Source organism: Shewanella sp. T24-MNA-CIBAN-0130 (genome assembly GCF_040310185.1).
Taxonomy (GTDB): Bacteria; Pseudomonadota; Gammaproteobacteria; order Enterobacterales; family Shewanellaceae; genus Shewanella; species Shewanella psychromarinicola.
This window is the reverse complement of record NZ_JBEOPP010000054.1, coordinates 20,233-32,939: the sequence shown is the minus strand read 5'-3', so window position 1 is coordinate 32,939 and position 12,707 is coordinate 20,233. Positions and strand designations below refer to the sequence as shown.

10 protein-coding genes are annotated in these 12,707 nt (G+C 44.1%); all 10 read right to left on the bottom strand.

Features of this window, described 5'->3' with window-relative positions:
• Nucleotides 1–60: 60 nt before the first annotated feature.
• The gene (locus tag AAEZ02_RS17655) at nt 61–201 is read right to left on the bottom strand and encodes a BrxR family helix-turn-helix transcriptional regulator (RefSeq protein WP_351124237.1); all 141 of its coding nucleotides are present in this window, start codon (nt 199–201) and stop codon (nt 61–63) included.
• A gap of 260 nt (nt 202–461) precedes the next feature.
• Nucleotides 462–1,931 carry a tRNA lysidine(34) synthetase TilS gene (tilS, locus tag AAEZ02_RS17650; protein ID WP_351124234.1) on the bottom strand — a complete coding sequence of 490 codons (1,470 nt, stop codon included), beginning with the start codon at nt 1,929–1,931 and terminating at the stop codon, nt 462–464.
• A gap of 9 nt (nt 1,932–1,940) precedes the next feature.
• On the bottom strand, nt 1,941–5,417 hold the full coding sequence (dnaE, locus tag AAEZ02_RS17645) for a DNA polymerase III subunit alpha (protein WP_351124231.1): 3,477 nt from the start codon (nt 5,415–5,417) through the stop codon (nt 1,941–1,943).
• A gap of 109 nt (nt 5,418–5,526) precedes the next feature.
• Nucleotides 5,527–6,165 (bottom strand): ribonuclease HII, encoded by a 639-nt coding sequence (gene rnhB / locus AAEZ02_RS17640; RefSeq protein WP_164839506.1) that lies wholly within the window; start codon nt 6,163–6,165, stop codon nt 5,527–5,529.
• Between the two features lie 20 nt (nt 6,166–6,185).
• The gene (gene lpxB, locus AAEZ02_RS17635) at nt 6,186–7,334 is read right to left on the bottom strand and encodes a lipid-A-disaccharide synthase (protein ID WP_124011889.1); all 1,149 of its coding nucleotides are present in this window, start codon (nt 7,332–7,334) and stop codon (nt 6,186–6,188) included.
• Nucleotides 7,335–7,343: 9 nt separating this feature from the next.
• On the bottom strand, nt 7,344–8,114 hold the full coding sequence (lpxA, locus tag AAEZ02_RS17630) for an acyl-ACP--UDP-N-acetylglucosamine O-acyltransferase (protein ID WP_101032269.1): 771 nt from the start codon (nt 8,112–8,114) through the stop codon (nt 7,344–7,346).
• Nucleotides 8,111–8,572, bottom strand: a complete 462-nt coding sequence (fabZ, locus tag AAEZ02_RS17625; RefSeq protein ID WP_101032270.1) for a 3-hydroxyacyl-ACP dehydratase FabZ — start codon at nt 8,570–8,572, stop codon at nt 8,111–8,113. The genes lpxA and fabZ overlap by 4 nt, the downstream gene beginning before the upstream one ends.
• Nucleotides 8,573–8,603: 31 nt before the next feature.
• Nucleotides 8,604–9,629 carry a UDP-3-O-(3-hydroxymyristoyl)glucosamine N-acyltransferase gene (gene lpxD / locus AAEZ02_RS17620; RefSeq protein WP_124011890.1) on the bottom strand — a complete coding sequence of 342 codons (1,026 nt, stop codon included), beginning with the start codon at nt 9,627–9,629 and terminating at the stop codon, nt 8,604–8,606.
• A gap of 5 nt (nt 9,630–9,634) precedes the next feature.
• A complete protein-coding gene (locus AAEZ02_RS17615; RefSeq protein ID WP_124012135.1) occupies nt 9,635–10,132 on the bottom strand; it encodes an OmpH/Skp family outer membrane protein in 498 nt (165 codons plus the stop codon).
• A gap of 65 nt (nt 10,133–10,197) precedes the next feature.
• Nucleotides 10,198–12,681 (bottom strand): outer membrane protein assembly factor BamA, encoded by a 2,484-nt coding sequence (bamA, locus tag AAEZ02_RS17610; RefSeq protein WP_351078087.1) that lies wholly within the window; start codon nt 12,679–12,681, stop codon nt 10,198–10,200.
• Nucleotides 12,682–12,707 lie beyond the last annotated feature (26 nt).

The following is a 12,707-nucleotide window of genomic DNA, read 5'->3' as shown; positions in this document are numbered from 1 at the left end:
TCAGTGTAAGGACAGGGTAAAAAGTTTGTGCACACGAGACTGGGCCAATATGGGTAAAGTCTAATGCGGATTGGTATCAGTATTGGCTTGTTGTCGAGTAATTGAAAACTGCTGCTCAAGCGTTTTACAATTAATACAACCTTCCCACCATAAGATGAGTTCTATAAAATATTGCCTAACGTGTGACAAGTCCTTTGCCATGATCGATCCTATATAATTTACAGTACAGCATGCAATTGTTAATTCATTGCACTTATAAAATCAACTTAAATTTTGCAAATATATGATCTAAGTAGATAATATTTAAGTTTCTACCGTTACCCCAGCATTCACTTTTATAGCATCTCGCCGCGAAGCGAACTAGCACTTAGGTCATGCCCTAAGCGAAGCGTTCGCTTTCACCTCTTGATATCGCTTGATATCACTCTCTATCGCTCTTTATCGCTCTTTATCGCTCTTTATCATTTTTTAGCGCTTTTTATCAAAAAACTAATCCCTTGTTCACCGGTTTGCGCTACATAACGTTTATCTATCCATAAGCCGATGGCGGCGACTAACACTTCATCATAAAAAATCAGTGGGATTTGTTGGCGTCGCCAAGGTGGAATATTGCATTCTTGCCATAGCTTTTTTAACTCACGCGGTTTTTGACGTTGTGACGAGGCAAATTGCGGCTGGCACTTAATAGAGCCGACGCCGCCGTAGCGAAGGGTGACTTTGCCGTTAGCTGGCGGCAAAACTAATAAAGGCTTATCAACCCTTGTTTGTTGGGTTAAATGATATTGATGCTGGCAGACATCCATCAGCATATCGGCCACATCGCCATTTAATAGGCTATTAAAATCAGCGCTGAGTTGGGTGGACGCTAATGGTTCAAGCTCACTATTGTTAAGCGCGTATGCCACGCCTGCAAACCGTTTAACTTGATAGTCGCCCCATTGGATCGACATATTAGCATCATCTTTTGCCGCTAGCAGTTGTGACAGTATCTGTTGTAATTGCGCTTGCGAAGGTAAACTGACGCCACAATGGATGAGATAACCGCGAAACAGTAATGCTTGCCATGCGCCACTTAATTGACCAAACCCAGTGAGCTTAAACCCAGTTGATTCGGTCATTAGTGCATTTGTATCGCTTGGCACTATTAGCCAGTCGGGTAAGCGATGACTCACTTCATCATCTATAACATCTTGCTGCTCAGCACATAATGCCGCACTTCTGGCTGCAGTAGCTGCAATACTGGGCCAGCGCTGCTTTAAGCGTGGAATAATATCGAGTCGTAAAAAGTTACGATCATAGCTGTCGTCTTGATTACTTTCATCTTCGATATGGATTAAACGGTATTGAAGTGCAAATTGCTCTATTTGATCACGGCTGATCTCTAATAACGGTCTGACTAACCAAGCTTGTTGGTATGCTTGTATCGCGCCCATTGCCGCCAACCCTTTTGGCCCTTGGCCGCGTTTTAACGCCAATAATAGGGTTTCGAGTTGATCGTCTTGGTGATGGGCGGTCAGTAAAATATCACCCGGATTGAGGTAGCGCTCAAAAGCGTGGTAACGGGCCTCGCGTGCTTGTGCTTCTAAGCTTTGTCTTGGGCCTTTATCAACCTTGACTCGTTCAATTTGCAGCGGTAATTGGTAATGCCCTGCTCGCGTTATACAGTGTTGTACCCAAGTGTCTGCATTGGCGCTGAGTCCATGATGCACATGAATAAGTAAGCAGGCTATGTGCGGGTATTTTTGCGCAAACGCACTGAGTCCATACGCTAATACTTCAGAATCAACCCCACCACTGTAAGCCAACACGACCTTAGGCGTATGTTCATGTTGCGATGCTGTCACGTGAACAAGCGGCATTAACGCTTGTTCAAGTAAATGGAGCAATTGTTCTACCGTCATTGGTTCTGAGGCCGAGAGTTTTACGGTCATGGTATGCGCCTAGTTAAATACGATTTTAACATTAGTCGAGCCGAGCATACTTTCAAGCGCTAATATCAACTCGTCACTGGGATTGACACGCCATTCATCACCTAAGGTAATTTTACCGCTGGCTTGGGGTTGCGCATAATCAATAGTCAAAGGCACCACGCCATTTCGCCAAGGGGTTAAGGTTTGCTCAAAGGTTTCTAGCCATTCAGATGTCACTTGCGATGCGTCAACCTTGATTTCAACAGCTTTAGCAAAATGACTGCGTGCTTCGCCGATTTCGATAATGTTACGGGCATTCATGCGATTGCCACCAGAGAAGTCATCGAAACTGACATCGCCTTCACAAATTAAAATACGATCTTTTTCAATCAGCTGGCCAAATTTTTCAAACGGTTCGGTAAATAACATCACTTCTAAGCGGGCACTTTTATCATCTAAGGTGACCAGACCCATTTTAGACCCCCGCTTAGTGAGCAACACCCGCGTAGCGACCACTAACCCTGCCACTTTAACGGTTTTACCGCGCTCTGTTGGGTGAATATCTTTTAAGCGGCCGCTGGTGTATTGCTTAAGCTCTTTTAAATATTGATTTATCGGGTGACCCGTTAGGTATAAGCCTAATGTTTCGCGCTCACCATCAAGCCAAATTTTATCAGGCCAAGGCGTGCACTCAACAAAGTTTTGTTTGCTGTCTTCAGGTTCGCTATTCAATAAACCGAACATGTCATTCTGGCCAATGGCTTCGGCTTTGGCATGTTGCGCCGCGGCGCTGATGGCTTGTGGCAAGGTCGCCATCATTGATGCGCGATGTGGGCCAAGGTGGTCTAATGCCCCCGCAAAGATCAGTTTTTCAATCACTCGCTTATTGAGTTTTTTCAAATCAATTCGAGCACAAAAATCAAAAAGATCGATGAAGGGTCCACTTTTACGGGCGTCTAAAATAGAGTCTACTGGGCCTTCACCAACCCCTTTAATCGCGCCAATACCGTAAACAATATTCAGATCATCATCAACGGTAAACTTAAATAAGCCTTTGTTCACATCGGGTGGAATTAACGGCAAGCCCATTCGCTCACATTCATCCACTAAGGTGACAATTTTGTCGGTATTGTCCATGTCGGCAGACATTACCGCTGCCATAAATTGAGCGGGATAATGGGTTTTAAGCCACAAGGTTTGATAAGAGACTAACGCATAAGCGGCAGAGTGAGATTTGTTAAAACCGTAGCCAGCAAATTTTTCTACCAAGTCGAAGATTTTCATCGACAGGTCGCCGTCTATGCCGTTATTAATGGCCCCTTCTTTAAATGTGCCACGTTGCTTGGCCATTTCTTCAGGTTTTTTCTTACCCATTGCACGACGCAGCATATCCGCGCCGCCCAAGGTATACCCCGACAATACCTGAGCAATCTGCATCACCTGCTCTTGGTACAAAATGATGCCATAAGTCGGAGCCAGTAGTTCTTTTAAAGACTCATGCTGATAATCGGCATCTGGGTATGAGACTTCCTCACGTCCATGCTTACGTTCAATAAAGTTATCTACCATGCCTGACTGAAGAGGCCCTGGGCGGAACAAAGCCACCAGTGCGATCATATCCTCAAAACAGTCGGGTTTCAGACGCTTAATCAAGTCTTTCATGCCGCGAGATTCCAGCTGGAATACGGCCGTTGTTTCGTAACGCTGTAACAGTTTAAAACAGGCAGGATCATCCAATGGGATCGCGTCGATACGGATATTATCGAGGCCTTTTTGCTTTTGCACTCGGTTAACCATTTTGAGTGCCCAGTCGATAATCGTTAGGGTACGCAGCCCCAAGAAATCGAACTTAACCAGACCGGCCGTTTCTACATCGTTTTTATCAAATTGAGTCACCGGGTTTAAGCCTTCGGCATCGCAATATAATGGCGCGAAATCAGTAATCCGAGTGGGGGCAATAACCACCCCGCCCGCATGCTTACCGGCGTTACGAGTCACCCCTTCTAAACGACGACACATGTCGATAAGCTCTTTTACATCTTCATCACCATCATAGGCTTCAGGAAGCGATGGCTCGACTTCAAAGGCTTTAGCCAGTGTCATTCCAGGTTCTGCAGGGATCATTTTGGTTAGACGTTCAACAAAACCGTATGGATGACCTAACACGCGGCCAACATCTCGAACAACCGCTTTGGCCGCCATAGTACCAAACGTAATAATCTGCGATACCGCTTCTCGACCATATAACTCGGCAACGTGGTCAATGACCTCGTCACGACGGTCCATACAAAAGTCGACGTCAAAATCGGGCATCGAGACTCGTTCAGGGTTCAAAAAACGCTCGAACAGTAAGTCGTATTCCAGTGGATCTAAGTCAGTAATTTTTAGTGCATAAGCCACTAACGATCCGGCTCCAGAACCACGACCAGGTCCAACCGGAATGTCATTGTCTTTGCCCCATTGAATAAACTCCATCACAATAAGGAAGTAACCAGGAAAACCCATTTGGTTAATCACTTTCAGCTCAATTTCGAGACGTTCATCATACCCGCCACGGTTTTCGGCACGAACGAGTGGATCAGCAAATAAAAATTCGAGACGTTCTTCTAGGCCTTTTTGTGACACATTAACCAAGAAATCTTCGATGGATAAGTCACCCGTAGGGAAATTGGGCAGAAAATATTCGTTTAATAGAATGGTGACATTGCAGCGTTTGGCAATTTCAACGCTATTTTGGATCGCCGACGGAATATCGGCAAACAGCGCGATCATCTCATCTTCGGTGCGCAGGTATTGTTGATCGCTATAGGTTTTGGGACGGCGTGGATCGACTAAGGTAAAACCATCATGAATAGCCACCCGAATTTCATGGGCCTCAAAATCGTCTTGCTTTAAAAAAACCACTTGGTTAGTGGCGACAACAGGCAAGCCTTTTGATGATGCTAACCCAACCGCCATGTGTAAATAGCGTTCTTCATCTGCACGGCCTGTGCGGATAAGCTCGATATAATAACGGTCTTCAAAATGCTGCTGATAAAATTCAATTAATGAGTCAACTTGGTTTTGATTGCCTTTTAATAATGCCTTACCCACGTCGCCATCTCTGGCACCGGAGATAATAATCAAGCCAGTGTTAAATTTAATCAGCCAGTCTTGGTCTATCACCACTCGATTTTGGACATGACCGCGAAGATAGGCCTCACTGATCAATTGCGTCAGATTTTGGTAGCCTTCATTGTTCATCGCGATAATGGTTAAGGCACAAAATTCTTTTTCAAAACCTGGGGTTTGCACCCAAAAGTCGGCACCAATAATAGGTTTAACACCGGCGCCATGACAAGCACTGTAGAACTTTACCAAACCACAAAAGTTGTTTTGATCGGTTAACGCTATCGCTGCCATACCCTGATTTTCAGCAGCAGCAATAATCGGTTTCACTTTGGCAACGCCATCTGACATTGAATAATCACTGTGGACGCGCAAATGAACAAAACGAGGATCGGACATAGATTAATTTTCTTCGAAAAAGATGAATGTAATAACACGAAAAAGCGGGATTTAGACTACCAAACTAAGCGACTTTCTCCAACGATTTAGTCGGTTAATCTGGGTATTATCAAAATGTATCCTGAAGCAAAATGCGCTGGGCGACAGGTTTAAAACTCTTACGATGTTCCGCTAACACGCCATACAAGGCTAATGCTTCAAAGTGCGCTTTGGTCGGATAACCTTTATGCTTAGCAAAACCATACTGTGGGTGCTGACTGTCTAAGGTGTCCATCTCTGCATCACGAGTGACTTTGGCAATAATGGATGCTGCACTGATGGCAGCCACTAATCCGTCACCTTTTATGATTGCATGACTGGCTATGCCAAAATCGGGCACCCGATTACCATCGACTAATACTCGTTCAGGTTGAAGGCTTAAGCCAGCAACGGCGCGCTGCATTGCCAGCATGGTGGCATGTAAAATATTTAACTGATCAATTTCAACAGGGCTTGCACGGCCGACACTGACACATAATGCATTTTCCATAATCACTTGATATAAAGCATTACGGCGTTTCTCACTCAGTTTTTTTGAATCATTGAGTCCAACAATGGGGTTACTTGGATCTAAGATCACAGCAGCCGTTACCACATCACCAACCAATGGACCACGTCCTACCTCGTCAACACCGGCAACCAGCCCTTGTGAAATGATGGCCACTTGCTCAGGGGTAATATTTTTTATCACAACCGGTAATGTCAACATGTTAGCTTATCCTAGTCAGGTTACTGCGTTTGCAATAATGCCACCACGGCATCGGCAGCTCGCTCGCTGGCGTTACACTTAAGTAATTGATGCAACTGTTCGAACTTTGTATTAAGTGGCGTAAAATCTTGGTTGAGTTGCTTGATCACCTCATCTGCAATCAACTGCGGCTGGCAATTAGCTTGCATACATTCTGGTACTATCGTTTCGTTTGCCAATAAGTTGGGCAGCGAATAGTTGGTGATACTCATCATACGGATGCCAATCGCGTAGGTAATGGGGCTAACACGATAAGCCACCACCATTGGGCGTTTAACCAACATAGCCTCTAGAGTCGCAGTGCCAGAAGCCAATAAAATACAATCAGCGGCAGCCATCACCTCACGAGATTGACCTTCGATAATGGTGACTTCTAAATCGGGAGCAAACTGCGCAAGCGCAGCAATAAATTGTTGCCGACGAGCATCATTAACCACTGGAGTGACAAATTTGATGTCTGGATAGGCTTGTTTTACGAGCTGAGCGGCTTTGACAAACGGTTCAGCTAATTGCTTTAGCTCACCGCCTCTGGAACCCGGCAGCACAGCTAGGTATTCAGCATTGGGATCTAATCCTAATAGCTGCCGTGCGGCCAGCTTATCACTGTGCATCGGAATATCGTCCGCAAGTGTATGGCCAACAAAGGTACAAGGCACTTGATGCTTGTCATAAAAGGCCTTTTCAAACGGCAATAACGACAACACCATATGCGTGGCTTTGGCGATTTTAAATATCCGTTTTGGTCGCCAAGCCCACACTGATGGACTGACGTAATGCACGGTTTTAATCCCTTTGGCTTTTAATTTAAGCTCTAGGCCAATATTAAAATCGGGCGCATCAATGCCAATAAAGCAGTCTGGGGCTAATTCAGTAATGTGTTTCACGAGACTTGAGCGAATATGAAGCAGTCGAGGTAAATGTGATAACACTTCGACTAAGCCCATGATCGACAGTTCTTCCATTGGGAATAGACTTTCAAACCCAAGAGCTTGCATACGAGGGCCACCAATGCCAATAAAACGCGCATCAGGATAGCGTTGCTTGAGTGAATGAACTAAACCGGCACCTAAAATATCGCCGGAGAGTTCTCCGGCGACAATGGCAAATACTTTTGGGGAAGAGTTGGTCATCGTTTCCGTCTATCGAATGATGCCGCGAGCGGAGTGATTTACAAAATCCACGAACGCTTTTACATTTACGTCCTTTTCAGCAGACTCAGCCAATTCGGCATTGGCTTCTTCAATGGTTAAGCTCTTACGAAATACTGCTTTATACGCATTAAAGATTGCCCGCTGGCTTTCTTTGGTAAAACCACGGCGTTTTAGGCCTTCTAAATTTAATCCACGAGGTACAGCAGGAGAACCTGCTGCCATCACAAATGGCGGTACGTCTTGTAAAATAAGTGACGCTCCAGCGGTAAAAGCATGGTCACCGATATGTACAAACTGGTGCACACCGGTCATGCCACCCAAAATAACCCAATCGCCAACGTGCACATGACCCGCAATTGACGCATTATTAGCCATAATAACGTTATCACCAACAACACAGTCATGGGCAATATGTACATACGCCATTAACAGGTTATTAGACCCTATGCGGGTTTCACCCTTATCTTGGGTGGTACCACGGTGAATAGTGACCGACTCACGAATAATGTTATTGTCACCGATAATTAAGCGCGTTTGTTCGCCGGCATACTTTTTGTCTTGACACTCTTCGCCAACCGAAGCGAATTGAAAAATACGATTACCTTTACCGATAACCGTTGGCCCCTTAACCACAACATGCGAATTTATCCATGTGTCGTCGCCGATTTCAACATTCTCACCAATATAGGTCCAAGGACCAATAGTGACATTGTTACCAATTTTGGCTGTTGGGTGAACAAATGCTAATTTATCTATCACTTCTTAATCTCTCTGCGTGCGCACATAATTTCAGCTGAACAAACCAGTTCACCATCAACCAAGGCTTGACCAATAAACACACCAATACCACGACGCTCTTTAATCATTTTAACGTGAAAATGTATTTGATCGCCCGGCTCAACAACACGTTTAAAACGTGCTTTATCAATACCGGCAAAATAATACAATACTTCTGGCGACGGCTCAGTGCTCATGGTTTTAAAAGCAAGTAAACCCGTTGCTTGTGCCATGGCTTCTAAAATAAGCACACCTGGCATAACGGGTTGTATAGGGAAATGTCCCTGAAAAAATGGCTCATTAATCGTGACATTCTTAATCGCATGTAATTGCTCACCCACGGTAAAATCCAATACACGATCAATCAACAAAAATGGATATCTATGAGGTAGATATTTAAGTATCTCTTTAATATCCATGGTGTTTAATTGATTTGACACACTACATTCCTTTAATAAGGCCGAATTACAATTATTCTGTGCCCTTAGCACTTTTCTCGAGGGTTTTCACGCGGTTAAATAGTTCATCTAATTGACGAAAGCGCACCGTGTTCCGACGCCACAGTTTGTTTTCCATTGCGACAGTCGCGGACGAATACACACCTTTATCGCGAATGATGCTAGTCACATTGGTTCCTCCGCTAACATGTACACCGTCAGCGATACTGAGATGTCCAGCAACAGCACTACCACCACCAATAATGCAGTATTTACCTATGGTAGAACTCCCTGCAATTATAGACCCACCTGCAATTGCGGTGTTTTGCCCAATGATGACATTATGGGCAATTTGAATTTGATTGTCGATGATCACACCATCGTGTATCTCGGTGTGCGACAGCGCGCCACGATCAACACTGGTGCATGCACCTATTTCGACATAATTACCTATGCGCACGCCACCTGTTTGGGGGATTTTAATCCAATTACCGCGCTCATTTGCATACCCAAATCCATCCGAACCAATAACAGAACCGGAATGAATGATGCAATTGTGGCCAATATGTACATTATGATAAACGGTAACATTCGCCCAAAGGCGTGAATCTGAACCAATAATACTGGCTTCACCTACGACGCAACCTGGACCAATCTGAACATTTTCACCCAAAATAACCTTGGCGCCAATCACCGCATTTGCACCGATAGCCACACCGTCACCTAAATTGGCTGATGCATCTATTTGGGCCGAAGGATGAATACCAGGCGTTTCTTTTGGGGTGGTATCAAGTAATTGCGCTACTCGAGCAAACCCCACGTAAGGATCGCTAACAATCAGGGCGTTACCATGATAACCACTTGCTTCTTTTTCGCTTAGCAATACCGCACTAGCTTGAGTTGCCTCAAGCTGAGCACGGTATTTACTATTGGCTAAAAAAGAGAGTTGACCTTGGATTGCATGTTCAAGGGTGGCTACACTAGTAATTTCCAGTGATCCATCACCTTTAACCGTTGCGCCCAATAATTGGCTAAGCTCTTTTAAAGTCACTTTCTGCATACTTATTATTTGCCTTTGCTTAAGGCTTCTACCACTTTGCTGCTAATGTCAGCTTCTGGCTTAACAAAAATAACTGCGCCACGTTGCAGCACCATGTCGTATTTTTCTTTATCAGCAATGGTATTAATGGCTTTTTGAACTAGAACTAATAGCTTGTTTTGCTCTTCACCTTGACGACGACGCATGTCTTCGTCTAATGCTTTGCCTTTTAATTGGAATTCAGATTTTAATGATTCCATTTTACGGACTAAATCAGTCTTTTGTGTGTCGCTCATTAAGGCGCCGTCACGTTGTTGCTTTTCGACCAAAGAACGCATTTCCTCCTGCATTTTTTGGACTTCAGCAACACGATCACCAAACTCAGCTTTTAATGATTTAGAAATTTGTTCGCGCTGTGGCAGCTGTTCAAACACCTCACCCATATCAACCACCGCGAGTTTTTCCGCTTGGGCTAGCATAGGGGTAGCAAATAATGCCAATGTAATTAATGCGCGATTTACCATCTTTTTCAAAGTAGACTCCTTGTTAAAATTGTCGTTATCAGCTAAACATGCCGAGTGTATTTGTTTTAGAACGTTTTGCCAATATTGAATGAGAAAATCTCTGTCTCATCATCTTCATACTCTTTGAGTGGCCAAGCTAAACTGAATACCATAGGACCCATTGGCGATAACCACTGTACGCTCATACCCCACGAGGCACGTATGCGCTCAGGATCACTATAATCTTCTAACTTAATAAACTGATCCGCTGGCAGAGTGCGATACGAATCATAATCGAACTCGGTATCCCATACGTTACCGGCATCGACGAAGAAACTGGTCCGCACTGAGTTAGTGTATGCTTCATCGAGGAACGGCGTCGGCACGATCATTTCAAAGCTGGCTGTCGCAATCGCATTACCACCAATCGAGCGACCTTGGCTCACCTGAATCGTATTAGGATCACCCGGCAAACTACAACCATCACCAGAAACGTCCGGAGCACATTGTTCACTACCACGATATAAATAGAACGAACGTGGACCGACTGAGTTCGACTTAAAGCCACGTAACGAGCTGCTACCACCAGAGTAATAGTTTTCCCAGAACGGTAAGATTTGATCGTTGTCGTTAAATTGACCATAACCGTTTGAATAACCTAAACGGGCGCGAGCCAAAAATACAAACCCATGTTGAGGTGTCAGCGGGAAGTAGAAATTGGTGTCAAAATCCGTTTTAAAGTACTGCAAATCAGAACCCGGCACGGTCATTTTACCGCTTAAACGTTGCGATGAACCGTCTGTCGGGAACGTACCACGGTTAAGTGTGCTGCGATACCAACCGGCATTCAATTCAAAGTTATCAAAGCTTAAGTCTGAGTTTGCATCATCCGTTTCACGATACACATTATAGAAACGCAATGCTTGTTCATAAGCCGATATTTCTGAAATAGTATTATGACGATAACCAATACCACCGTTTAAACGGTTGGATTCATTAATCGGAAATCCTGAGTTTAATGCAACACCATAAGATTGATTCTTATAGCGCTCAAGGTTAGCCTCGTTGGCATCAAATTCGTTCCAATACACACTGCCGCCTAAACTCACACCATCTTTAGTAAAGTATGGATTGGTGAAAGACAAGTTAGCACTGCGCGAGTATTTATTAGTATTGATACTAATACCCGCTTGGTTACCTGTACCAAGGAAGTTATTTTGTTCAACCCCAAACTGCAAGCTCACACCTGATTCAGTACCATAACCCACACCGGCGTTAAACGAACCTGATGGCTGCTCTTTTACTGCGATGGCCACATCGACTAAATCGTCACTGCCTGGCACTTGAATTGTTTCGGCATCAACGGTTTCAAAATAACCTAAACGGTTAAGGCGAAGTTTAGACTGCTCAATCTGAGCAGAATTCAACCACGCCCCTTCCATTTGACGTAATTCGCGACGCAGTACTTCGTCTTTGGTTACCGTGTTACCGGTAAAGTTAATTGAGCGAACATAAACACGCTTACCTGGCTTGATATTGATGTTGAGTACCACTTCTTTGGATTCATCATCAATTTCAGGATAGGTTTTCACTTCAGGATAAGCATAACCAAAACGGCCAAGATATTTACTGTACATTTCTTCGGTGAATGTTACATCGGCACCGTTGTACATATTGCCTGCTTTGATTGGCAAAATAGCTTTCATTAACTCTTCGCGGCCCATAAGGTCACCAATTAAGTTAACTTCTTTTACCTTGTACGTTTCGCCTTCATCCACATTAATAGTGATGTACAAACCTTTACGGTCCGGTGTCATCGCCACTTGTGTTGAGGTGACTTCAAAACGAATATAGCCTTGATTATGGTAATAGGTTTTGATTGTTTCTAAGTCAGCTTGTAGCTTTTGCTTTTGGTAGCGACGCTCACCAAATAAATCCCACCATGCCACATAGTCTTTAAGCTCAATCATGCTGATGAGCTCAGAGTCAGAAAACACTGTGTTACCTACCACGTTAATTTGGCGAATTTCAGCCGCTAAACCTTCGGTAAACTTAAATTTAAGCTCAACACGGTTACGAGGTAAGTTGATGATTTGCGCTTCAACTTTGGCGCCGTATTTGCCCACACCGTAATAGAAATCTTGCAAGCCTTTTTCAATGCCTGACAACATGGTTCTATCAAGTGATTCGCCCGCTTTAACACCAGAACCGTCAAGACTTTCTTGTAACTGTTCGTCTTTGATATCTTTATTACCTTCAAACGAGATAATACTGATAGTAGGACGCTCTTTAACCGTGACAAAAAGTATACCGTCTTCATGACTGACACTGATGTTTTCAAAATTGGTTGAACCGTAAAGGCTCTTAATCGCTTGCTGTAATTTAACTTCATCTACCGTGTCACCTACTTTCACAGGTAAACTCAATAGTGCTGCACCGAGAGCAACTCGTTGCAGACCTTCTACTTGGATGTCGGTCACTTCAAAAGGTTGGAAAGACTCTGCCCAACCATTCCCTGAAAAAGACGCGCCGACGAATAACATCGAGGCAAAAATTTTATTAAATCTCATAGAGCACTTCTAATTATTAGTCTGTC

What these genes read in the sequence shown, in the direction of transcription:
- AAEZ02_RS17655 (WP_351124237.1), bottom strand. Translation starts at nt 201, where the DNA reads ATGGCAAAGGACTTGTCACACGTTAGGCAATATTTTATAGAACTCATC.
- tilS (WP_351124234.1), bottom strand. Translation starts at nt 1,931, where the DNA reads ATGACCGTAAAACTCTCGGCCTCAGAACCAATGACGGTAGAACAATTG.
- dnaE (WP_351124231.1), bottom strand. Translation starts at nt 5,417, where the DNA reads ATGTCCGATCCTCGTTTTGTTCATTTGCGCGTCCACAGTGATTATTCA.
- rnhB (WP_164839506.1), bottom strand. Translation starts at nt 6,165, where the DNA reads ATGTTGACATTACCGGTTGTGATAAAAAATATTACCCCTGAGCAAGTG.
- lpxB (WP_124011889.1), bottom strand. Translation starts at nt 7,334, where the DNA reads ATGACCAACTCTTCCCCAAAAGTATTTGCCATTGTCGCCGGAGAACTC.
- lpxD (WP_124011890.1), bottom strand. Translation starts at nt 9,629, where the DNA reads ATGCAGAAAGTGACTTTAAAAGAGCTTAGCCAATTATTGGGCGCAACG.
- AAEZ02_RS17615 (WP_124012135.1), bottom strand. Translation starts at nt 10,132, where the DNA reads ATGGTAAATCGCGCATTAATTACATTGGCATTATTTGCTACCCCTATG.
- bamA (WP_351078087.1), bottom strand. Translation starts at nt 12,681, where the DNA reads ATGAGATTTAATAAAATTTTTGCCTCGATGTTATTCGTCGGCGCGTCT.